The sequence below is a fragment of the Neobacillus sp. B4I6 genome (assembly GCF_050434045.1).
Lineage (GTDB): Bacteria > Bacillota > Bacilli > Bacillales > Cytobacillaceae > Neobacillus.
Map to the genome: position 1 here is coordinate 5,176,798 of NZ_JBNPWB010000002.1, position 24,119 is coordinate 5,200,916.

At 43.3% G+C, this 24,119-nt stretch carries 16 protein-coding genes, 3 tRNA genes, 3 rRNA genes, 1 other RNA gene and 1 other annotated feature; of the genes, 4 read left to right on the top strand and 19 right to left on the bottom strand.

Annotation, left to right across the window (positions count from 1 at the left end):
* Positions 1-216: 216 nt before the first annotated feature.
* The 7 genes from QF028_RS27830 to tadA all read right to left on the bottom strand — a co-directional run bounded on the left by QF028_RS27830 (position 217) and on the right by tadA (position 4,464).
* On the bottom strand, positions 217-480 hold the full coding sequence (locus QF028_RS27830; RefSeq protein WP_088084904.1) for a pro-sigmaK processing inhibitor BofA family protein: 264 nt from the start codon (positions 478-480) through the stop codon (positions 217-219).
* Between the two features lie 87 nt (positions 481-567).
* Entirely contained in the window at positions 568-786 is a 219-nt protein-coding gene (locus QF028_RS27835; RefSeq protein WP_066249193.1) for a YaaL family protein, read from the bottom strand.
* 21 nt (positions 787-807) lie between these two features.
* Entirely contained in the window at positions 808-1,404 is a 597-nt protein-coding gene (recR, locus tag QF028_RS27840) for a recombination mediator RecR (protein ID WP_088084902.1), read from the bottom strand.
* 17 nt (positions 1,405-1,421) lie between these two features.
* Entirely contained in the window at positions 1,422-1,742 is a 321-nt protein-coding gene (locus tag QF028_RS27845; protein ID WP_168245863.1) for a YbaB/EbfC family nucleoid-associated protein, read from the bottom strand.
* A 31-nt stretch (positions 1,743-1,773) separates the two neighbouring features.
* Positions 1,774-3,462, bottom strand: a complete 1,689-nt coding sequence (dnaX, locus tag QF028_RS27850) for a DNA polymerase III subunit gamma/tau (RefSeq protein WP_429470623.1) — start codon at positions 3,460-3,462, stop codon at positions 1,774-1,776.
* A 145-nt stretch (positions 3,463-3,607) separates the two neighbouring features.
* An RNA gene (ffs, locus tag QF028_RS27855) (signal recognition particle sRNA large type) lies at positions 3,608-3,872 on the bottom strand.
* 76 nt (positions 3,873-3,948) lie between these two features.
* Complete coding sequence (gene tadA, locus QF028_RS27860; RefSeq protein ID WP_429472573.1) at positions 3,949-4,464, bottom strand: tRNA adenosine(34) deaminase TadA; 516 nt, start codon at positions 4,462-4,464, stop codon at positions 3,949-3,951.
* 257 nt (positions 4,465-4,721) lie between these two features.
* Here tadA and QF028_RS27865 point away from each other — a divergent pair, with 257 nt between their 5' ends.
* The 3 genes from QF028_RS27865 (at position 4,722) to QF028_RS27875 (ending at position 7,565) form a co-directional block, all read left to right on the top strand.
* Positions 4,722-6,008, top strand: a complete 1,287-nt coding sequence (locus tag QF028_RS27865) for a glycosyl hydrolase family 18 protein (protein ID WP_429470625.1) — start codon at positions 4,722-4,724, stop codon at positions 6,006-6,008.
* Positions 6,009-6,206: 198 nt separating this feature from the next.
* Positions 6,207-6,854 (top strand): deoxynucleoside kinase, encoded by a 648-nt coding sequence (locus tag QF028_RS27870; RefSeq protein WP_215007943.1) that lies wholly within the window; start codon positions 6,207-6,209, stop codon positions 6,852-6,854.
* Between the two features lie 15 nt (positions 6,855-6,869).
* Positions 6,870-7,565 carry a deoxynucleoside kinase gene (locus QF028_RS27875; RefSeq protein WP_374193784.1) on the top strand — a complete coding sequence of 232 codons (696 nt, stop codon included), beginning with the start codon at positions 6,870-6,872 and terminating at the stop codon, positions 7,563-7,565.
* 112 nt (positions 7,566-7,677) lie between these two features.
* On the opposite strand, the gene QF028_RS27880 is transcribed toward QF028_RS27875, so the two are convergent.
* The 6 genes from QF028_RS27880 to guaB all read right to left on the bottom strand — a co-directional run bounded on the left by QF028_RS27880 (position 7,678) and on the right by guaB (position 14,386).
* Positions 7,678-7,770, bottom strand: a tRNA-Ser gene (locus QF028_RS27880).
* A gap of 289 nt (positions 7,771-8,059) precedes the next feature.
* Positions 8,060-9,340 carry a serine--tRNA ligase gene (gene serS / locus QF028_RS27885; RefSeq protein WP_429470628.1) on the bottom strand — a complete coding sequence of 427 codons (1,281 nt, stop codon included), beginning with the start codon at positions 9,338-9,340 and terminating at the stop codon, positions 8,060-8,062.
* A gap of 91 nt (positions 9,341-9,431) precedes the next feature.
* Positions 9,432-9,655 (bottom strand) — a binding site (T-box leader).
* Between the two features lie 57 nt (positions 9,656-9,712).
* Positions 9,713-10,303 (bottom strand): pyridoxal 5'-phosphate synthase glutaminase subunit PdxT, encoded by a 591-nt coding sequence (pdxT, locus tag QF028_RS27890; protein ID WP_429470629.1) that lies wholly within the window; start codon positions 10,301-10,303, stop codon positions 9,713-9,715.
* Between the two features lies 1 nt (position 10,304).
* Positions 10,305-11,186 (bottom strand): pyridoxal 5'-phosphate synthase lyase subunit PdxS, encoded by an 882-nt coding sequence (gene pdxS / locus QF028_RS27895; protein WP_215007932.1) that lies wholly within the window; start codon positions 11,184-11,186, stop codon positions 10,305-10,307.
* 199 nt (positions 11,187-11,385) lie between these two features.
* Positions 11,386-12,702 carry a serine hydrolase gene (locus tag QF028_RS27900; RefSeq protein WP_429472575.1) on the bottom strand — a complete coding sequence of 439 codons (1,317 nt, stop codon included), beginning with the start codon at positions 12,700-12,702 and terminating at the stop codon, positions 11,386-11,388.
* A gap of 214 nt (positions 12,703-12,916) precedes the next feature.
* Entirely contained in the window at positions 12,917-14,386 is a 1,470-nt protein-coding gene (guaB, locus tag QF028_RS27905; RefSeq protein WP_215007930.1) for an IMP dehydrogenase, read from the bottom strand.
* A 106-nt stretch (positions 14,387-14,492) separates the two neighbouring features.
* On the opposite strand from guaB, the gene QF028_RS27910 reads away from it, so the two are divergent.
* A complete protein-coding gene (locus tag QF028_RS27910) occupies positions 14,493-15,434 on the top strand; it encodes a YaaC family protein (protein WP_335439161.1) in 942 nt (313 codons plus the stop codon).
* Between the two features lie 681 nt (positions 15,435-16,115).
* On the opposite strand, the gene rrf is transcribed toward QF028_RS27910, so the two are convergent.
* From rrf to gyrA, 6 genes are all read right to left on the bottom strand, one after another.
* A 5S ribosomal RNA gene (gene rrf / locus QF028_RS27915) occupies positions 16,116-16,232 on the bottom strand.
* A gap of 74 nt (positions 16,233-16,306) precedes the next feature.
* Positions 16,307-19,241 (bottom strand): 23S ribosomal RNA (locus QF028_RS27920).
* Between the two features lie 228 nt (positions 19,242-19,469).
* A tRNA-Ala gene (locus QF028_RS27925) sits at positions 19,470-19,545 on the bottom strand.
* 10 nt (positions 19,546-19,555) lie between these two features.
* Positions 19,556-19,632: transfer RNA gene (locus QF028_RS27930), tRNA-Ile, on the bottom strand.
* A gap of 103 nt (positions 19,633-19,735) precedes the next feature.
* Positions 19,736-21,285 (bottom strand): 16S ribosomal RNA (locus QF028_RS27935).
* The 16S, 23S and 5S rRNA genes sit together here with 2 tRNA genes alongside, the layout of an rRNA operon.
* 279 nt (positions 21,286-21,564) lie before the next feature.
* On the bottom strand, positions 21,565-24,099 hold the full coding sequence (gene gyrA / locus QF028_RS27940) for a DNA gyrase subunit A (RefSeq protein ID WP_429470632.1): 2,535 nt from the start codon (positions 24,097-24,099) through the stop codon (positions 21,565-21,567).
* Between the last annotated feature and the right edge of the window lie 20 nt (positions 24,100-24,119).

Sequence of the window (24,119 nt, forward strand, 5' to 3'; positions counted from 1 at the left end):
TTTGTTTAGTTTTCAAAGAACAATTTCTCTATCGCCTAAAAGCGACTTTATTATCTTATCAAGTTATCAACCAGAAGTCAACAACTTTTTTCATTTTCATTTCATCGTCTCTGTGACGACTTTTCATATATTACAGCATATAAAAGGATTGGTCAATACTTTTTTATAAATTTGTTTTTCAAAAAGAAAAACCGCTTTTTTTCAGCGGTTTTAGGACTAGAGTACCCAATGTTGAATAGCAGCTAAAGCGATTAGACCCGGGATTCCTAAAAATCCTGAAATAGCCGATGTAGCAAAATTAATCGGCACATGAATTCCATAGCGGTTACCCGCAGCATTTAAGAAGAATAAAAATAGCGCTCCAATGACTAATTTAATAGCAGCCTGTCCAACCAATCGAGCGGGCTTAAAAGGAGCACCCGTAAATAAAAGGATAAGTATGAGCCCTCCGAGGATGGATATTACGATAATTGGTTCCAAAAAAGCTATCCCCCTTCTTAAGTCACTTTGTTTCAACTTATGTACAAGTTGATAAAGATAGACCTAAAAAAAGAAATAGCTTAGTTTTTATCTCATTAAGGTAACATTCCGCTGCTTTGCTTCTCTTAATAGAAAGATATATTTTGCCTCAGCAATTTTTGTTTGGCAAATCACCTCTTCGGAAGGATCAAAACTTTTTTCCAACAGCAGCTTTTCTTGCTGCCAATGTTCTTTATATCTATTCAACTGCATTAAGAGCTTTTCATTATACTCCTTACGCAGCCGACCTTTACGCTGAAAAAACATGACTGATTCCTCCGCGTCTTTTTAAAATTCTCTCCGGCCTTCAATCGCTTTAGATAAGGTTACCTCATCCGCATATTCAAGGTCCCCGCCAACAGGAAGCCCATGCGCAATTCTTGTCGTTTTAATCCCTGATGGCCTTAACAAACGTGAAATGTACATCGCGGTTGCTTCCCCTTCGATATTAGGGTTAGTCGCTAGGATCACTTCAGTAACTGTTTCATCCTGAAGACGTTTTAAGAGGTCAGGGATATTGATATCCTCAGGACCTATCCCATCCATCGGGGAAATCGCCCCATGCAGAACATGGTACAAACCGTTGAATTCCTTCATTTTTTCCATCGCTATCACATCTTTAGGATCTTGGACGACACAAATGATACTTCTATCCCGTCGTTGGTCCTCACAAATATAACATGGATCCTGATCCGTGATATGACCACAGACAGAACAATAGGTTAGATTTCGTTTGGCATTCACTAGTGCTTTAGCAAAATCAAGCACCGTATCCTCTTTCATACTTAGGACAAAAAAAGCCAGACGACCGGCCGTTTTTGGGCCGATACCTGGCAGCTTCATAAAGCTGTCAATCAGCTTAGATATTGGTTCAGGATAATGCATCTTTTGCTATTCCACTCCTAAAAAGGAAGGTTCATTCCTTTTGTAAATTGCCCCATCGTACTGTTTGTTAACTCTTCTACCTTTTTAAGAGCATCATTTGTTGCAGCTAAAACAAGGTCTTGAAGCATTTCGATATCATCCGGATCGACTGCCTCTGGTTTGATAATTACATCGACAACTTCCTTATGACCGGTTACCACTACTGTGACCATCCCGCCGCCAGCAGATCCTTCAATCTTCTTTTCACCTAATTCTTCTTGTGCTTTCGCCATTTCCTTTTGCATCTTTTGCATTTGTTTCATCATATTTTGCATATTTCCCATTCCGCCACCACGCATCATTACCATCTACCTCCATTTAATTAGTTATTTAATCAATAATTTCCACAAATTCTTCGCCAAATATTTTTTTCGCCTCGGCAATATGTGGTTCTTCTTCCTTAGGTGCTTCGCTGGTTTCTCCTTCAGCACCCTCATGACTATTCAAAAAGTTTTCGCGAATTGGCAGCCACTGGTCTTCAGGAACACCTAAAAGGATGAATCTTTTGCCGGTTAATTTATATAATGCGGCGATCACAGCATCAAGAAAATCCGCACGATTCATTGCCATTTGACAAATCATCTCATGCTTGAATTTTATAATAAAAGCAGTTGAGGACGCTGCAATTGGCTCTGCATCGTTTAACAGGGCGGCTTGTGATTTTAAAAGACTTGCCCGCAATTCGCCCCAATTGGCTTTGATGACATTTAGATCGCTTTTCGTTGCCTGCTTTAATACTTCATTGATTTTTCCAACTGCAGGTTGAAATGTCTTTTTAGAAGACCTTGGCGCAGACTTCTGCGCTTGTGTTGCTGTATCTTGCGGGACTGCCGCCACACCAGTTTCCTTTAAATGCTGCAGTTCTGTCTCAAGCTGGCCGATTCTTGTTATTAATTGTTCAATTTGTGCTGGATTTGCTTGCTCTGTGTGTTTAACTTCCATTTGACATAACTTAACGATTGCTACTTCAAGGAAAATTCTTGGATGGTTGGTCCAGCGCATTTCTTGTTGAGTTTTATTCAAGAGATCGATGAGCTGATAAATCTGCTCCATTGAGATGGTTTCAGCCATGATTCGAAAATCATCATCAAGCATCACTCTTTCAAGGGATTCTTCAAGGTTTGGTGCTGTTTTATAAAGCAGCATATCACGATAAAATAAAATAAAATCCTCAATAAAGCGCATTGGGTCTTTTCCATGAAATAAAAGTTCATCCAGTGCTTCTAACCCGCTCGCAACATCCTTTTCCCGAAAGGCTAGGGCCAGCTTATTCAAAAACCCCTGCGATACTGATCCGGTTACAGTTAAGGCATCCTCAATGGACACCTGGTCCTGGCTATACGATATGGCCTGATCTAATAAACTGAGCGCATCACGCATCCCGCCATCTGCTGCCCGGGCAATCAATTGCAGGGCTCGCTCATCACAATTAACCCCAGTTTCCTCAACGATTAATTTCATCCGTTTGACGATTGCTCCAGCAGTAATTCTTCTAAAGTCAAAGCGCTGACATCTTGAAATAATGGTTAAGGGGATTTTATGAGGTTCTGTCGTTGCCAAAATAAAAATCACATGCTTTGGCGGTTCTTCTAATGTTTTTAACAATGCATTGAATGCGCTAATGGATAGCATATGTACTTCATCAATAATATAGACCTTATAATTAACCGAAGTAGGTGCAAATTTGACCTTATCAAGAACATCACGCATTTCCTCCACACGTGAGTTCGAAGCAGCGTCAAATTCCAGCACATCCGATATTGTCCCATTGGTGATTCCGAGACAGGCAGCACACTCATTACATGGCTCTGAAACCGGCGAACGTTCACAATTAATCGCCTTTGCTAATATTTTAGCCGCACTTGTTTTCCCTGTTCCTCTCGGTCCTGAAAAAAGATATGCATGAGAGATCTTTTGTTGAAGCAGGGCGTTTTGCAATGTCTTGGTTACATGTTCTTGTCCTACTACATCAATAAATGTTTGAGGCCGCCAAACACGGTATAAAGCCTGATAAGCCAATTGACAATCGCCCCCTTCAAATTTTTCAGCTTTCTACTTTTCTTATTATACCTTAACCATTTTGGTTTTTACAAAATGAATCTAGTTGAATGTACAAAAAAACTCATCCCAATTCTGAGATGAGTTAATTTATGTAATATAACAGCCGTGCACCTTCCGTCGACTAACGCCCATAAGCGTTACTTAAGCAGTTAGCTCGGCCCAGGCAACCCTGCGGCACATGGGAGCGTCCACTTAATGCTGCTTCCTTCCGGACCTGACATGGTTCATGGATTCCCATTGCGCAGGACCCGGGCGTCAACACCACTTACTTAAGGCAGACCCTACAGGTCGTTAGCCTCGGGAAGGGATTCAGTCCCGCTAGAGCGGATTGCGGGTACAGGGCACCGCTACCTCCCCACCTAGCACGGCAAAGTTGATACCAAAGTTTAGTGCGTCTCTATGACGCTTTCTTAGTATACAAATATTCTTGGAAAAAAGCAATGACTATTCACTGTCAGTTTTTGTAAGTTCATCCTTTTGCACTTTTTTCTCGAGCTTTTTCCGCTCTCTTATTTTTCGAAAAAAGTCGGAGAGTATTTGCCCGCACTCTTTTTCTAATACACCGCCGATAACCTCACTCTGATGGTTGAAGCGCTCATCCTCCAAGAGGTTCATAAGTGTACCCGCACAGCCGCCCTTAGGGTCAGCCGCACCATAAACGACTCGTTTAACCCTTGATAACATGATTGCCCCTGCGCACATTGGGCAAGGCTCTAACGTTACATAAAGGACAGCCTCTTCAAGGCGCCATGAGCGCAGTTCCTTGCAGGCTTGATCAATCGCTAATAGTTCAGCATGGGCGATGGCATTTTGCTCGTTCTCGCGTAAATTGTGGGCCCGAGCAACAACCTTTCCTTCTATTACAATAACGGCTCCAATCGGCACCTCTTTCAGCTCTTCTGCTTTTTCAGCTTCCTTTATTGCTTCTCTCATAAAATCTTCATCTTGCATGCGCTCAATTGTCATCATATTTCCCCTTTAAAAACTCAATTTAACGAAAAAAAATTGCCGGTCATCTTAATTAACGACCATTATAATTTTTGGCAGGCTGATTTACATAAAATTATTGACTTATCAGTACGCCTTAACGATGATAGAGAATGTCTTAAAGGCAAGGATGCACCCTAGTACAGATGTAATTTATCAGCATTATATCATTTATCCGCTCCCTCCCTCATAAAATAGTTGCAACGCATATTTGCCAAGGAGGTATTAGGATGCAAATCCATGTGATAAAAAGGAATGAATCCTTAACTACAATCGCTAGGACTTATCATACAACTGTTCAAGATATCGTTGAGGCCAATGATTTACCCAATCCAAACAATCTAGTTATCGGACAGTCGCTTGTCATTCCAATCATCGGTCACTTTTACTTCGTGCAGCCAGGTGATTCCTTATTCTCCATATCAAGAAAGGTTGGCGTCCCCTATCAACAGCTGGCCACCATCAATCGGATTAATGTAAATCAACCACTTAATGTAGGCTTTCGTCTCTATATACCTCAAGGTAAAAAAAGAAACGCAGAGTTTAACGCGTACGTTGAACCGCGCGGCACCACTGTAGCCCCTATCCTAGAAACCAGTGCCCGTGAGGCCGCACCCTATCTCACGTATTTAGCCCCCTTTAGCTTTCAAGCGCGGCGCGATGGTACCTTGAAAGAACCATTACTTAATAACTTTCCTGCCATCGCTAAAGCCAATCGAAATGTCTTAATGATGGTTATTAACAATCAAGAAAATGACCAGTTTAACGATGAACTCGGTCGGATTCTTTTGAATGATACAGCCATTCAAGATAAATTTCTTAACAATATTGTCACCACTGCCAATAAGTATGGCTTCCGTGATATTCACTTTGACTTTGAGTTTTTACGCCCTGCTGACCGCGAGGCCTATAATCGCTTTTTACGAAAAGCAAAACAAAGATTCTCGCGTCAAGGCTGGCTCATGTCAACCGCCCTTGCCCCAAAGACTAGTGCAACCCAAAAAGGGAAATGGTATGAGGGGCATGATTATAAGGCCCACGGGGAAATTGCTGACTTTGTCGTCATTATGACCTATGAATGGGGTTATAGCGGCGGCCCTGCGATGGCTGTTTCGCCCATTGATCAAGTAAGAAGAGTATTGGAGTATGCGATAACTGATATTCCAGCAAATAAAATTATGATGGGACAGAACCTGTATGGCTATGATTGGACACTGCCATTCGTGCCGGGGTCAGTGGCGAAGGCAGTGAGCCCACAGCAGGCGATACAGCTGGCCGCAAGCCACAATGTCCCGATACAATATGACACCAAAGCCCAGGCCCCATTTTTTAGATATACCGATGCCGGGAAGCAGCATGAGGTTTGGTTCGAGGATGCCCGCTCGATCCAGGCAAAGTTTGACTTAATTAAAGAGTTAAATATTAGGGGAATGAGCTATTGGAAGCTTGGGCTAGCTTTCCCGCAAAACTGGCTGTTGATCGTGGACAATTTCAATGTCACCAAACGTGGGACTTAACTATTTTTATTCTACAAAAACTGCCCTCATTCGGCAGTTTTTTCATATATTCGACATAAAACGGATTACTTCTAAATATTCCTTATCCCTTCCTGAGTGAGATTATGATAAAATAGTCTTTGCCTGTTTTACGGTACTAAATAACCAGTTTATCTGGTGAAACATAGAGTGTAGGCAGTTGGAGAAGGAGGACTTGCAATGGGGGATACACCCTTTATTACCGTTGAAGGGCCGATAGGTGTTGGCAAAACATCTCTCGCTAAAGCCATTTCAGCGCAATTCGAATTTGCATTACTAAAAGAGATTGTTGATGAAAATCCATTTCTAGGGAAATTCTATGAAAATATTGAGGAGTGGAGTTTTCAAACGGAAATGTTTTTCCTCTGCAATCGCTTTAAGCAATTAGGGGATATCAATACCCATTTCTTAAGCCAAAAGCAATCCGTCGTAGCGGATTATCATATCTTCAAGAATTTAATTTTTGCTAAGCGTTCATTAAGCAGGAACGAGTATCAAAAATACTATAAAATTTATCAAATCCTTACCGAGGATATGCCGAAGCCTAACGTGATTATTTATCTGAATGCAAGCCTAGACACGTTGTTAAAACGCATCAAAGTAAGAGGGCGTGAAGTCGAAAAAAATATCAGCCCCTTATATTTAGAGCAGTTATCGCTTGACTATGAAGAAACAATGATGATCTTTGAAAAAGAACATCCTGAAATACCAGTTCTTCGTTTCAGTGGAGATGAATTGGATTTTGTAAAAAATGAACATGATTTAAACCATATTATTGGTCAGTTATCATTAGCATTAAAAAAAAGCAGCTGGACTAAAACACTATAGAACAGGGGAATGTTAGTGAGTATCGTAATTGGTGGTATGATAGGTCTTGGAAAAACAAGTGTTGCAGACACATTGAATGCACACTTTCAAAATAGAGGAATAGATAGTAAAGTGTTTTATGAATCGGTGGATGACAATCCGATTCTACCGCTCTATTACGAACTGACACCTGAAGAGTTAGATGCAAGAAGAATTCCTTTCCTTCTTCAATTATTCTTCTTAAATAAACGCTTTAAAACGGTTAAGGAGTGCGTCAGTTGGAGAGAGCCTGTTTACACCATTCAGGACCGTTCCATATATGAAGATTGGTATTTTGCTTATGTAAATAAATCATTAGGCAGAATATCAGATTTGGAATTTAAAATTTACGAAGACCTAGTTGAAAATATGCTTGAAGAACTAAATGAACTTCCAAGGAAAGCGCCAGATTTAATGGTTTACCTTAAAGGTTCGTTCGATACGGTAATTGATCGGATTATGGCGCGCGGTCGAAGCTTTGAAATAAACCCTGAGCTGAAGGAATACTACTTCGAGGTTTGGAAGGGTTATGATGAGTGGGTCATGAATCAGTATGCAGCAAGTGAAGTATTAGTGATTGATATGGATACGACAGACGTCGTAAAAAGTGAAGAAGATGCCACTAAGGTCTGCCGTGCGGTTGAAGATAAACTACAAGAAATATTAAATATGAGAACAGCACATATTGGGTAATCCAGTATGTGTTTTTTTATGTCCTTTATTTTTCGGAGCATAAAAAAAATCCGTTACATGTACTGTAACGAACCATTATCTCCAGTTTTTATGCGCGATTGTAAAATATTAATGGAGGAGGAAGAGGGATTCGAACCCCCGCGCGGTATGACCCGCCTGTCGGTTTTCAAGACCGATCCCTTCAGCCAAACTTGGGTATTCCTCCGTATCAACAAAAACTAATTTACCATATTGTTTTTACTATGTCAACATACTAAATAAAAAAACTGGACAATTTTTTGGTCTGTTCAGTTTTTGTAATTTTAGCTTTGTTAAACTTGCCTGTTGATTTCCGTTCCATGTGCTTCGCTTTCCGCGGGCGTTCCGGGGAGCCTCCTCGGCGCTTCGCGCCTGTGGGGTCTCCCCTGTCCCGTACTCCCGCAGGAGTCTCGCACATTCCACTCCAACCAACAGAGTGTGTAAAATCAACATTTAGCTTTAACACAGCTTTAATTTCACATTGGCTTAATGACTTCGCGGTTGCCCATATATGGACGTAAAACCGTAGGAATCACGACACTGCCATCGGCTTGCTGGTAATTTTCTAAAATGGCAGCCACCGTGCGGCCAATCGCGAGGCCAGAACCATTTAAGGTGTGTACATGCTCTGGTTTAGCCTTTGGTTCACGACGGAAGCGAATATTTGCCCGCCTTGCCTGGAAGGCCTCAAAATTACTGCAAGAAGAAATTTCTCGGTAAGTTCCATAGCTTGGAATCCAAACTTCAATGTCAAATTTTTTTGCTGCGGTAAAGCCAAGGTCAGCTGTACACATGCTTAACACACGGTATGGCAGTTCAAGTAATTGTAATACCCGTTCAGCGTCATTTGTCAGCTTTTCCAGTTCCTGATAAGAATCTTCAGGCTTAACAAACTTTACAAGTTCAACTTTGTTAAATTGATGCTGACGAATCAAGCCTCGTGTATCACGGCCCGCAGAGCCAGCCTCAGAGCGGAAACACGCACTGTATGCGGCGAAGCGGATCGGCAATTCCTCGCCGCTTAAAATCTCATCTCGATGAAGATTGGTAACAGGTACCTCTGCTGTTGGAATCAAGAAGTAATCTTCATTTTCAATCAAAAACGCATCTTCTTCGAACTTAGGAAGCTGGCCAGTTCCCGTCATGCTTGCCCGGTTGACTAAATACGGCGGTAATATCTCTGTATAGCCATGCTCATCAACATGGAGGTCTAACATGAAGCTCATTAATGCACGTTCTAAACGAGCTCCTAACCCTTTATAAAAGACAAAACGGCTTCCAGTTACTTTACCAGCTCGTTCAAAATCCAGAATACCTAGTTGATCAGCAACATCCCAGTGAGGCTTGACTTCAAACTCAAACTCACGCACCTTGCCCCACTGTCTAATTTCAATATTATCATCCTCAGTTTCACCAACTGGAACACTTTCATGCGGGATATTCGGAATGCTCAACATCAAAAGCTCTAATGACTCTTCAACCACTCGTAATTCATCATCAAACGTTTTGATCTGGTCACCAACCTCACGCATTTCTTTAATTAAGTGATCGGCATCCTGCTTTTCACGCTTTAAAGAAGCAACCTGCTGGGAAACCTCATTTCGGCGGCTTTTTAACTTTTCTGTTTCCACAATCAATTCGCGTCTTCTTTGGTCGAGTTCTTCAAATTGGTCGAGAGCAGATAAATCTTCTCCACGCTTTTGAAGTTTTGCTTTTACATCTTCAAAATCAGCTCTTAACACTTTAATATCTAGCATAATAACAGCGCTCCTTTTTTATAAAAATATTTTAGATTAGACTTGCTTCACGGGCGCATCCGCTTAAAAATAAAAAAACTCCCGCCCCTAATACAGGGACGAGAGTTACTCGCGATACCACCCTGGTTGACAGAAAAAACTGTCCACCTCGAAAAAACGTTAACGGTTTCTACCGAAAGTACTTACTAACCTCATGAGGAGGTGTTCCGCACCTTGCTCGAGGAGGGATTCACAAGCTTCATCCACCGGTTCACACCAACCACCGGCTCTCTAGAGAATGAATCTCCTGTTACTAGTTCCTCTCATTGCTTTAATCTTTATTTAGATTTTGTAATTTTAAATTACTATAATTATAAACCAAATGCAACCCAATTATACCAGATGTTTAGCCTTAGCTTCCTTCACCATCTCGACGAAGTACGCCGTAAGGCCATGATTATTCGTCAACTCAGGATGGAAGGAACAGCCTAGAAATTGTCCTTCCCGTGCGGCCACGATGCGGTCATTATGCTTGGACAGAATTTCAACATTCTCTCCCGCCTCAACGATGTGCGGTGCACGAATAAATACTGCTGGGAAGCTTTCAGCGACGTCTTTAATCGCAAGGTCCGCCTCAAAGCTGTCAACTTGGCGTCCAAACGAGTTACGTTCCACCTTAATGTCCATTACACCGATGTGTGACTCGTTATAGCCAACAAGATCTTTGGCTAATAAAATGAGCCCCGCACAGGTTCCGAACATAGGTTTCCCTTCTTGAGCAAATTCTTTAAGGGCATCCATAAAATCATATTTGTCAATTAAACGTCGCATTGCTGTACTTTCTCCGCCAGGAAGAATGAGGCCATCCACTTCTTGTAGTTCTTCTTTTCTTTTGATTGCGACGGCCTCTACACCACATGCTTCTATCGAGCTCATATGTTCACGGACCGCCCCTTGTAGAGCAAGAACGCCGATTCTAATCATCTTACCATCCACGCTCCTGCATGCGTGCTTCAGGTGCTAGTGATGAAATTTCGATCCCTTTCATTGGTGTTCCAAGATCCTTTGAAAGTTCAGCAATTAATTTATAGTCTTGATAATGTGTAGTTGCTTCAACAATCGCTCTAGCAAATTTCGCTGGGTTTTCTGATTTAAAGATACCAGAACCAACAAATACACCGTCCGCTCCTAATTGCATCATTAACGCAGCATCAGCAGGTGTTGCCACACCTCCAGCAGCAAAGTTAACAACTGGCAGCTTGCCAATGCGTTTAATTTCTAAGAGGATTTCATATGGTGCACCTAATAGCTTTGCTTCTGTCATAAGCTCGTCCTCATTCATTGCAACAACTTTACGGACTTGAGCATTTACCTTACGGATATGGCGGACTGCTTCAACAATATTACCTGTTCCTGGTTCGCCTTTTGTACGAAGCATAGATGCTCCTTCACCAATCCTGCGGGCAGCCTCACCAAGGTCACGACAGCCGCATACAAACGGTACAGTATAATCTCTTTTATTTAAATGGTATTCTTCATCAGCAGGTGTTAAAACTTCACTCTCATCGATATAGTCAACACCCATTGCTTCAAGAATGCGCGCTTCTACAATATGTCCAATTCTTCCTTTAGCCATTACAGGGATCGTCACAGCACCCATAACTGCTTCAATGATTCTAGGGTCTGCCATTCTTGCCACACCGCCAGCCGCGCGGATATCTGAAGGAACACGCTCTAAAGCCATTACTGCTACTGCTCCTGCTTCTTCAGCAATTTTCGCCTGCTCTGCATTAACAACATCCATGATGACGCCGCCCTTTTGCATTTCAGCCATACCACGTTTTACGAGATCAGTACCTGTTATCATTTCTAAATCCCCCTAATTATTTCTTTTAATATTAAGAAAAATTTTCTCATAATTTTTCAGAAATCTTTATTAATTTAGTCGGAATTATTTTAACCCCATAAAAACATTAAAGCAACAAAAAAGGATTCCTGTCAAGACAAGAATCCATTTTGCGTACATCCTATTATTACCACCTAGAGGTTCTACTGTTTAAATTAAATTAAAACCATCCTTTAACAGCAGTAGAAATTCCATGCCAGACATCACCAAAAAAACTACCGATGCCTCTCATCATTAACACAAACCAGTTTGACTTTTCTACATCATTTGCAGCAATCACATCAACATTGACCTTTTGTTGACCTGCTGCTGTTAAGAACTTAACTTTTCCTCCATTTTTTGGTGCAACTGTTAAGTAACCAACCGTTTCACCTTTTTTAATTGGTGCGGTTAGCTCACCGTTTTTATTCAGTTTCTTTTTATCCAGTACAAGGACTGGTTTATAATCTTTTTTTCCGCCATTCTGAATCATCATATTTATAGCTGATTTCGTATAGATTTTTACTTGATCCTCTTTTCCTTTAACAACAGGAACGGTTTTCTGATCTTTTACTTGATAATGTTTAGGAACAAGCTTTTCCTTCGTATAATTGCTGAAAGCATAATCCAGCATTTTTTTCGTTTCACTAAAGCGTGCCTTATAACCATCGTTTTTGCCGCTAATATCCTTAGCATTTTGAACAACAGTTATAAATCGTTTACCATCACGGCTTGCTGTCCCTGTAAAACAGTAGCCTGCAAAATCAGTGGTACCTGTTTTTAGCCCATCCATGCCTTGATAACCATAAACCAATGATGGCAGCATCCAGTTCCAGTTTTGCATTTCTATTCTATCTTCTGTTCCTTCTCGGAATACCTTTTTAGGCGTACTAGCCGTTTTTAGAACATCTGGATAATCATTAATGAGATGAAAAGCTAATGTCGCCACGTCATGAGGGGACATAACGTTTTCTTCATCTGCTCCTGTTCCTTCTGGTTGATCACCGTTATAATCTTTATTATTCAAACCGGTGGAGTTTACAAATTTACTATTTTTCAATCCTAATTTTTTTGCCTTGTCATTCATCATTTTCACAAAATTGGTTTCCGTACCGCCAATGACTTCTGCTAGAGCAATGGTTGTTCCATTTGCAGAATAAATAGCCATTGCTTCATATAATTCTCGAACATTATATTTTTCACCAAGGCGCAATGGGACATTAGATAAACCAGTCGGCTGTGAGATTTTATAAACAAGATCACTTACTGTATATTCCTGATCCCATTTCACCTTTCCATGTTTTACAGCATCGAGTAAAAGATACTCAGTCATCATTTTCGTCATACTGGCAATTCCTAATGGACTGTCAGCATTCTTTTCATATAAAATCTTGCCCGTTTCTCCATCAACCAAAATAGCTCCATCTGCATTCACATTTAATGCTGCGTCTGCCTTCGCTATATCAACACCAGCAAATAGTCCAAAAAACATAATCATTGCCATAGCACTGGCAATACATTTCCTATAAAAATGTTTGTTCACTTTAACGCCCTCCAAGAATTTATACACTTTGGTTATTTTAACATAACTCTATGGCAAATCATAGACGGAGCTATGAACCATCTTATGGCTATTTTTGAAAGTTTCGCAAACATTCCTAGGCCTTTTTACATAAAAAAAACAGAGAAGTCACGCTTCTCTGTTTTAATGATTATAGCGAGTAATTTGGAGCCTCTTTTGTGATTTGGACATCATGTGGATGACTCTCTCTAAGACCCGCACCGGTCATTTTAATAAATTGTGCCTTCATCCTTAATTCCTCAAGGTCTTTAGTTCCACAATAGCCCATTCCTGACCTGAGGCCGCCGATCAGCTGATAAATGGTTTCTGCTAACGGCCCTTTATATGGAATCCGTCCTTCAATTCCTTCTGGAACGAACTTTTTATTATCTTCTTGGAAATAGCGGTCTTTAGAACCTTTTTCCATCGCTGCAACGGAACCCATGCCACGATATACCTTAAAACGTCGTCCTTGGAAGATCTCTGTCTCACCTGGACTCTCTGTTACCCCAGCCAATAGACTGCCAAGCATAACAGCATGTCCACCAGCTGCCAGGGCTTTCACGATGTCACCAGAGTATTTGATGCCGCCATCAGCAATAATCGTTTTACCATGCTTGAGCGCTTCTGATGCACAATCATAAACAGCGGTAATTTGCGGAACACCAACACCTGCTACAACCCTTGTCGTACAAATAGAACCAGGTCCAATTCCTACTTTTACCACATCTGCTCCTGCCTCAATTAAGGCTTTGGTTCCTTCAGCTGTTGCCACGTTTCCAGCAATAATGGTTAGGTCAGGATACGCAGTTCTGATTTCCTTTACCATATCGAGGACACCTTTTGAATGTCCATGGGCTGTATCGAGGACAATCACATCGACATTCGCTTTTACCAGCATATCCACACGTTTCATTGTGTCGCTTGTTACACCGACCGCAGCTCCGGCTAATAAACGTCCTTGGCTATCCTTAGCGGAGTTTGGAAATTCAATAACCTTTTCGATATCTTTAATTGTTATTAGCCCTTTTAAAACACCCTGCTCATTTACAAGCGGAAGTTTTTCAATTTTGTAGCGCTGCAGAATCTTCTCTGCCTCTTTTAACGTCGTTCCGACTGGGGCTGTGACAAGTTTCTCTTTGGTCATTACGTCAGAAATTTTAAATGAATAATCTTGGTCTTGAATAAAGCGAAGATCCCTATTGGTGATAATACCGATAAGCTTTTGTTCTTCAAAGTTATTTACGATTGGTACTCCGGAAATACGATATTTTCCCATTAAATGCTCCGCGTCAAACACTTGGTGCTCTGGTGTTAGGAAAAATGGATCAGTAATAACCCCGCTTTCCGATCTCTTTACCTTTTCAACCTGCTCCGCTTGCTGATCAATGGTCATATTTTTATGAATGATCCCTAAACCGCCTTGGCGAGCCATTGATATAGCCATTTCTGATTCTGTTACTGTATCCATCCCAGCACTTATGATTGGAATGTTCAGCTTTACACTTGGTGATAATTCCACTTGCATGTTTACATCTCTTGGCAATACCTCAGATTTACCAGGAATTAATAATACATCATCAAACGTTAAACCTTCTTTTGAAAATTTACTTTCCCACATTTTTATGGCCCCCAGGAAAAAAATATTATTTGTAGGTTATCAATTGGATAAAATACTGTCAAGGAATAAGTATTAGTCTGATTCTTCTGAAAAAGGTGATATAGTCTTGGGTATTGAATATAAAGATTGGAAAAGCTACTCTTGCTTCTTTTCGGCAGAATACTGCCAACGCTTTTTAAAAGGTTGTTACCAAAAGCGTCAGATCGAGAATCCTGAACAAAAAAGCTATGAAAATTGTTATGCCTTTCTTTATTATCTTGAACACGGACAAATTTATTATCAACAAGCAGAAAGCTCTCCTCTTATTATAAAACCAATTTTACTTTTTTATGGTCTCGTCCATTTAATTAAAGCATGTATATTAACCATTGATCCTGCTTATCCAGAAACAACGGCGGTTTTAGCACACGGAGTTTCGACAAGGAAAAGGAAGAAGCAGAATTATCATTTCTTTCAAGACGAAGTTAAATTTCAAAAAAATGGACTTTTCCCCTTCATCTCTGAAAAATTGTTTCACATGAAACAATTGGAAGGGGAGAAAGTCATTATGGAGGAATTACTACAGCTAATACCAGAACTGGATGATTTATTCTTTTTACTTGAAGGGAAAAGGACATTTATTAAGTTACAAACGGATCAAAAACAGTTTTTTGTACCTGAAACCGTATTAGATCATTTTCATATGACAGAAAATCGGTTTAAGGAATTTTTGACATCTAAGTTTGAAAAAGGAGTGGAATTTTCAAATGATGGTCTGGCATTTTCGATGAACACGACTTCTCTTTTTGGAAATTCTCCACTTAAATATAATATTGAGAATGAAACCTTTGCATTGCCTCTGAATAAAGAGAACTATTTCAATTTCCCAGAACTATTGGTCCATTATTTATTGCTTTACAATTTAAGTATGATCGCCCGCTATGAAACGGAATGGTGGAGTGAGTTGACCAAAATGATGCCCAATCAGGATTATCCATTCATATGTTCTTTTCTTGATGTCACCATGCAGAAAGGACCCTTTTTGATTTATCAGTATTTGATGGGATAGTATAATTTATATAAAAAAAGAGGTTGTCAAATAAAGCCCCGCCTTTGGACATCCTCTTTTAGGTGTTTTTATCTGGGTTTTGTCCTTCGGAACCCCTCCCGATAGACATTTTTCCTGTCCACTTGTGGGGCTTTGTCCTTCGGAACCCCTCCGATAGACATTTTTCCTGTCCACTTGTGGGGCATTGTCCTTCGGAACCCCTCCGATGGACATTTTTCCTGTTCACTTGTGGGGTTTTGTCCTTCGGAACCTTTACGATAGACATTTTTCCTGTCCACTGGTGGGGCTTTGTCCTTCGGAACCCTTCCGATAGACATTTTTCCTGTTCACTTGTGGGGCTTTGTCCTTCGGAACCCCTCCGATAGACATTTTCCATGTTTACTTGTGGGGTTTTGTCCTTCGGAACCCCTCCCGATAGACATTTTTCCTGTCCACTTGTGGGGCTTTGTCCTTCGGAACCCCTCCGATAGACATTTTTCTTGTTCACTTGTGGGGTTTTGTCCTTCGTGACCCCTCCGATAGACATTTTTCCTGTCCACTGGTGGGATTTTGTCCTTCGGAACCCCTCCGATGGACATTTTACTCATTAACGGGCATGGTAAAAACCCTAATCTTCTAACACTAAACAAGTTTCTCCACATTACAAAAAGAACAACCCAAAAATGAGTTGTTCTTAGATGTGCCTGGCAACGTCCTACTCTCACAGGGACGCGTGTCCCAACTACCATCGGCGCTGAGAAGCTTAACTTCCGTGTTCGGTATGGGAACGGGTGTGACCTTCTCGCCATTGCTGCCAGACTATTTAATTGAGGAATCATTCCCTCAAAACTAGATAATGCAGAAGAAGTTGTAAAATGAGTATGCCTTAAAAATTGGTTAAGTCCTCGAACGATTAGTATCAGTCAGCTCCACATGTTACCACGCTTCCACCTCTGACCTATCAACCTGATCATCTTTCAGGGTTCTTACTAGCTTGCGCTATGGGAAATCTCATCTTGAGGGGGGCTTCATGCTTAGATGCTTTCAGCACTTATCCCGTCCGCACATAGCTACCCAGCGATGCCCTTGGCAGAACAACTGGTACACCAGCGGTGCGTCCATCCCGGTCCTCTCGTACTAAGGACAGCTCCTCTCAAATTTCCTGCGCCCACGACGGATAGGGACCGAACTGTCTCACGACGTTCTGAACCCAGCTCGCGTACCGCTTTAATGGGCGAACAGCCCAACCCTTGGGACCGACTACAGCCCCAGGATGCGATGAGCCGACATCGAGGTGCCAAACCTCCCCGTCGATGTGGACTCTTGGGGGAGATAAGCCTGTTATCCCCGGGGTAGCTTTTATCCGTTGAGCGATGGCCCTTCCATGCGGAACCACCGGATCACTAAGCCCGACTTTCGTCCCTGCTCGACTTGTAGGTCTCGCAGTCAAGCTCCCTTGTGCCTTTACACTCTGCGAATGATTTCCAACCATTCTGAGGGAACCTTTGGGCGCCTCCGTTACTCTTTAGGAGGCGACCGCCCCAGTCAAACTGCCCACCTGACACTGTCTCCCACCCCGATCAGGGGTGCGGGTTAGAATTTCAATACAGCCAGGGTAGTATCCCACCGACGCCTCCACCGAAGCTAGCGCTCCGGCTTCTCAGGCTCCTACCTATCCTGTACAAGCTGTACCAAAATTCAATATCAGGCTACAGTAAAGCTCCACGGGGTCTTTCCGTCCTGTCGCGGGTAACCTGCATCTTCACAGGTACTATAATTTCACCGAGTCTCTCGTTGAGACAGTGCCCAGATCGTTACGCCTTTCGTGCGGGTCGGAACTTACCCGACAAGGAATTTCGCTACCTTAGGACCGTTATAGTTACGGCCGCCGTTTACTGGGGCTTCGATTCAGAGCTTCGCGTGAGCTAACCCCTCCTCTTAACCTTCCAGCACCGGGCAGGCGTCAGCCCCTATACTTCGCCTTGCGGCTTCGCAGAGACCTGTGTTTTTGCTAAACAGTCGCCTGGGCCTATTCACTGCGGCTCTTCGAGGCTATTCACCTCAAAAAGCACCCCTTCTCCCGAAGTTACGGGGTCATTTTGCCGAGTTCCTTAACGAGAGTTCTCTCGCTCACCTTAGGATTCTCTCCTCGCCTACCTGTGTCGGTTTGCGGTACGGGCACCTTTTATCTCGCTAGAGGCTTTTCTTGGCAGTGTGGAATCAGGAACTTCGGTACTAAATTTCCCTCGCTATCACAGCTCAGCCTTCGCGAGAAGCGGATTTGCCTACTTCTCAGCCTAACTGCTTAGACGCGCATATCCAACAGCGCGCTTACCCTATCCTCCTGCGTCCCCCCATTGCTCAAACGATAAAGAGGTGGTACAGGAATATCAACCTGTTGTCCATCGCCTACGCCTTTCGGCCTCGGCTTAGGTCCCGACTAACCCTGAGCGGACGAGCCTTCCTCAGGAAACCTTAGGCATTCGGTGGATGAGATTCTCACTCATCTTTCGCTACTCATACCGGCATTCTCACTTCTAAGCGCTCCACCAGTCCTTACGGTCTAGCTTCAACGCCCTTAGAACGCTCTCCTACCACTGACATCTAAGATGTCAATCCACAGCTTCGGTGATACGTTTAGCCCCGGTACATTTTCGGCGCAGAGTCATTCGACCAGTGAGCTATTACGCACTCTTTAAATGGTGGCTGCTTCTAAGCCAACATCCTGGTTGTCTAAACAACTCCACATCCTTTTCCACTTAACGTATACTTTGGGACCTTAGCTGGTGGTCTGGGCTGTTTCCCTTTTGACTACGGATCTTATCACTCGCAGTCTGACTCCCACGGATAAGTCTTTGGCATTCGGAGTTTGTCTGAATTCGGTAACCCGATGAGGGCCCCTAGTCCAAACAGTGCTCTACCTCCAAGACTCTTACTACGTGAGGCTAGCCCTAAAGCTATTTCGGAGAGAACCAGCTATCTCCAAGTTCGATTGGAATTTCTCCGCTACCCACACCTCATCCCCGCACTTTTCAACGTGCGTGGGTTCGGGCCTCCATCCAGTGTTACCTGGACTTCACCCTGGACATGGGTAGATCACCTGGTTTCGGGTCTACGACCACATACTCATACGCCCTATTCAGACTCGCTTTCGCTGCGGCTCCGTCTCTTCAACTTAACCTTGCATGGGATCGTAACTCGCCGGTTCATTCTACAAAAGGCACGCTATCACCCATTAACGGGCTCTAACTACTTGTAGGCACACGGTTTCAGGAACTATTTCACTCCCCTTCCGGGGTGCTTTTCACCTTTCCCTCACGGTACTGGTTCACTATCGGTCACTAGGGAGTATTTAGCCTTGGGAGATGGTCCTCCCTGCTTCCGACCGGATTTCTCGTGTCCGGCCGTACTCAGGATCCACTCAGGAGGGAACGAAGTTTCGACTACAGGGTTTTTACCTTCTATGACGGACCTTTCCAGGTCGCTTCATCTACCCCGTTCCTTTGTAACTCCATGTTGAGTGTCCTACAACCCCAAGAGGCAAGCCTCTTGGTTTGGGCTATGTCCCGTTTCGCTCGCCGCTACTCAGGGAATCGCGTTTGCTTTCTCTTCCTCCGGGTACTTAGATGTTTCAGTTCCCCGGGTATGCCTTCCATACCCTATGTATTCAGGTAAAGATACTGTTCCATTACGAACAGTGGGTTCCCCCATTCGGAAATCTCCGGATCAAAGCTTACTTACAGCTCCCCGAAGCATATCGGTGTTAGTCCCGTCCTTCATCGGCTCCTAGTGCCAAGGCATTCACCGTGCGCCCTTTCTAACTTAACCTGATCGACAAATGATCAGCTTCGAATCTCTTCGTCAGCCGCGCTCTCTCAGATCCTCACGTACATTAGGGTACGCTCCGGTCTTCGCTCGCTTGCTTCCTCGACCTTCTCGCTGCTAATTTGTCTTGGTTATTCTCTTACTTACATAAGAGAGAAAACTAAAATGGCATTGACTCGGTTCTTACATTGACTTCTTCATTACGATTATCTAGTTTTCAAAGAACGATTTTGGTGGAGCCTAGCGGGATCGAACCGCTGACCTCCTGCGTGCAAAGCAGGCGCTCTCCCAGCTGAGCTAAGGCCCCGTTATGAAGATGGTGGGCCTAAATGGACTCGAACCATCGACCTCACGCTTATCAGGCGTGCGCTCTAACCAGCTGAGCTATAGGCCCCCACAACGGAAATATAAAGAGAGATTATACTCTCAAAACTAAACAAACAAAGATCGTGTCACAAACTGTTTTGTCTGGCTCACAAGTCCAGCTTTATCCTTAGAAAGGAGGTGATCCAGCCGCACCTTCCGATACGGCTACCTTGTTACGACTTCACCCCAATCATCTGTCCCACCTTAGGCGGCTGGCTCCTTGCGGTTACCCCACCGACTTCGGGTGTTACAAACTCTCGTGGTGTGACGGGCGGTGTGTACAAGGCCCGGGAACGTATTCACCGCGGCATGCTGATCCGCGATTACTAGCGATTCCGGCTTCATGCAGGCGAGTTGCAGCCTGCAATCCGAACTGAGAATGGTTTTATGGGATTGGCTAAACCTCGCGGTCTTGCAGCCCTTTGTACCATCCATTGTAGCACGTGTGTAGCCCAGGTCATAAGGGGCATGATGATTTGACGTCATCCCCACCTTCCTCCGGTTTGTCACCGGCAGTCACCTTAGAGTGCCCAACTGAATGCTGGCAACTAAGATCAAGGGTTGCGCTCGTTGCGGGACTTAACCCAACATCTCACGACACGAGCTGACGACAACCATGCACCACCTGTCACTCTGTCCCCCGAAGGGGAAATTCCTATCTCTAGGAGTGTCAGAGGATGTCAAGACCTGGTAAGGTTCTTCGCGTTGCTTCGAATTAAACCACATGCTCCACCGCTTGTGCGGGCCCCCGTCAATTCCTTTGAGTTTCAGCCTTGCGGCCGTACTCCCCAGGCGGAGTGCTTAATGCGTTAGCTGCAGCACTAAGGGGCGGAAACCCCCTAACACTTAGCACTCATCGTTTACGGCGTGGACTACCAGGGTATCTAATCCTGTTTGCTCCCCACGCTTTCGCGCCTCAGCGTCAGTTACAGACCAGAAAGCCGCCTTCGCCACTGGTGTTCCTCCACATCTCTACGCATTTCACCGCTACACGTGGAATTCCGCTTTCCTCTTCTGCACTCAAGTCCCCCAGTTTCCAATGACCCTCCACGGTTGAGCCGTGGGCTTTCACATCAGACTTAAAGGACCGCCTGCGCGCGCTTTACGCCCAATAATTCCGGACAACGCTTGCCACCTACGTATTACCGCGGCTGCTGGCACGTAGTTAGCCGTGGCTTTCTGGTTAGGTACCGTCAAGGTACCGGCAGTTACTCCGGTACTTGTTCTTCCCTAACAACAGAGCTTTACGACCCGAAGGCCTTCATCGCTCACGCGGCGTTGCTCCATCAGACTTTCGTCCATTGTGGAAGATTCCCTACTGCTGCCTCCCGTAGGAGTCTGGGCCGTGTCTCAGTCCCAGTGTGGCCGATCACCCTCTCAGGTCGGCTACGCATCGTCGCCTTGGTGAGCCGTTACCTCACCAACTAGCTAATGCGCCGCGGGCCCATCTGTAAGTGTCAGCCGAAACCGACTTTCAGCTTTTCCTCATGAGAGGAAAAGGATTATCCGGTATTAGCACCGGTTTCCCGGTGTTATCCCAGTCTTACAGGCAGGTTGCCCACGTGTTACTCACCCGTCCGCCGCTAACCAACAGGAGCAAGCTCCTGCAGGTTCGCTCGACTTGCATGTATTAGGCACGCCGCCAGCGTTCGTCCTGAGCCAGGATCAAACTCTCCAAGAAAGTTGATTAGCTCATTTTGTTACGTTGGCTTAGTTTCTTAATTGAAACTAAAAATTTTGTTTGTTTGCACGATTTTGTTTGTTTAGTTTTCAAAGGACAATTTCTCTATCGCCCGTAAGCGACTTAATTAATATACCATCTGATGAAATTAAAGTCAACAGTTTTTCTATCTTTTTTACTATGAACAATATAATAACTCTTTCTTACTATTACATCTCTATTTTATAATTCATGCACATAAGAAAAGGAGCACATTTATTGTGTGCCCCTTCTACTTTTTTATTCTACATCCTCATTTGTTTCAACCTCATGATTTTCTTCAAGAGAGACTCCTTCAGCTTCATTGGGATCATTTTCAAGGATTTCTTCTTCTTCTTCTTCTTCTTTCTCTACTTTTGCCACAGTGGCAACAAATTCATCTTCGCTTTCCTTCATACTAATGAGCTTTACACCTTGAGTATTACGTCCCATTTTAGAAATACTGCCTACATCCATTCGGATGAGGACACCACCTGTGGTAATAAGCATCAGGTCCTCTTCACCTGTCACCGCACGCATCGAAACAAGGTCGCCATTTTTTTCTGTAACGTGGCAGGTTTTAATCCCTTTACCGCCTCTGCCTTGGATCCGGTATTCTTCCGCTTTGGTACGTTTACCATAACCATTTTTCGTTACAATTAACACATCATTCGTTTCCTCTAATACTTCCATTCCGACAACTTCATCGTCACTATCGAGCGTAATGCCTTTCACGCCAGTGGCTGTTCGTCCCATTGATCGAACATCCGTTTCCGGGAAACGAATCAGCATACCCTTCTTCGTACCGATAATCATATGCTTTGTGCCATCAGTTAAGCGGACAGAGATTAGTTCATCCCCTTCACGTAAACTTAGAGCAATTAGTCCGTTGTTGCGGATATGTGCAAACGATGTTAACGGAGACCGTTTTGAAATCCCTTCTTTGGTCGTAAAGAATAAGAACCAATCATCTACAAATTCCTCAACGGGAATGATTGCATTGACCCATTCTCCTTTTTCGACACCAAGGAGATTGATAATTGGTATCCCTTTCGCTGTTCGGCTGTATTCAGGGATTTCGTAGCCTTTAGAACGATATACCTTCCCTTTATTTGTAAAGAAAAGGATCGTATCATGTGTTGAAGTAGTGATCAAGTGTTCAACAAAGTCATCCTCGTTTGTACCCATTCCTTGGATTCCCCGTCCGCCTCGTCTTTGGGCACGATAGGTGGAAACAGGAAGACGTTTAACATAACCGTTATGGGTTAAAGAAATGACGATATTCTCACGAGGAATTAGATCTTCATCCTCAATATTTTCAATTCCCCCAGTTACGATTTCTGTCCGGCGCTTATCATTAAAACGCTCTTTGATTTCAGTCATTTCTTCGCGGATAATTTCAAAAACCTTTTCCTCATCCGCTAAAATTGCCTTTAATTCAGCGATTAGCTTCACAAGGTTTTGATATTCTTCTTCAATCTTTTCTCTTTCCAAACCAGTTAAACGCTGCAGGCGCATATCCAGAATGGCCTGAGCTTGCTTTTCAGAAAGATTAAAGGTAGTCATTAAGCCTTCACGAGCGATGTCTGTCGTTTGTGAGCTGCGGATTAAACTAATAACTTCATCAAGATGATCCAAAGCAATTCTTAAACCATCTAAGATGTGGGCACGTGCTTCCGCTTTACGTAATTCAAACTCGGTCCTTCTACGAATGACTACTACTTGATGATCTAAGTAATGCACTAGGCATTGCTTAAGAGTCAACACCTTTGGATGTCCATTAACTAGGGCTAAGGTGTTAATTCCAAAGCTGGTTTGAAGTGCTGTATGTTTATATAAATTATTTAAAAGGACGTTGGCATTCGCATCTTTACGAACCTCAATAACAATCCGCATTCCTTTACGATCGGATTCATCTCTTAGGTCGGTAATGCCTTCAATTTTTTTATCGCGGGCTAATTCAGCGATTTTTTCAACCAATCTCGCTTTGTTCACTTGGTATGGTAATTCATTAACAATGATAACTTCTTTACCATTTGCCTTTTGTTCGATTACTACTTTTGCACGAACTGTTATGGATCCTCTGCCCGTTTCATACGCTTTACGAATACCGCTCCGGCCTAAGATGATTCCACCTGTTGGGAAATCTGGACCTGGGATAATTTCCATAAGCTCCTGCGTCGAAATTTCAGGGTCACGACTAAGCGCTAACACAGCATCAATCACTTCGCCAAGCTGGTGCGGAGGGATATTGGTCGCCATACCAACGGCAATCCCGGTCGACCCATTGACTAAAAGGTTAGGGAACCTGGCCGGTAATACAACAGGCTCTCTTTCTTCGCCATCATAGTTGTCTTGATAATCAATGGTATCTTTGTTTATATCTCTTAATAATTCCATCGAGATTTTAGACATCCTTGATTCTGTATAACGCATTGCTGCCGCTGAGTCACCATCGACAGAACCGAAGTTTCCATGTCCATCTACAAGCATATACCGATAGTTGAAGTCCTGTGCCATCCGAACCATTGTTTCATAAACGGCAGAGTCACCATGCGGGTGATACTTACCGATAACATCCCCAACGATACGGGCTGACTTTTTATATGGTTTATCTGAATGCATACCAAGATCATGCATAGCATATAGAATCCGGCGATGAACTGGTTTCAACCCATCCCGAACATCTGGAAGGGCACGAGAAACGATAACGCTCATCGCATAGTCAAGAAAGGAAGCTTTCATTTCTTTACTAATATTAATCTCTGTAACATGAGAATTTGGGGTTTCAGCCATACTTATTTCCTCCTTTCACC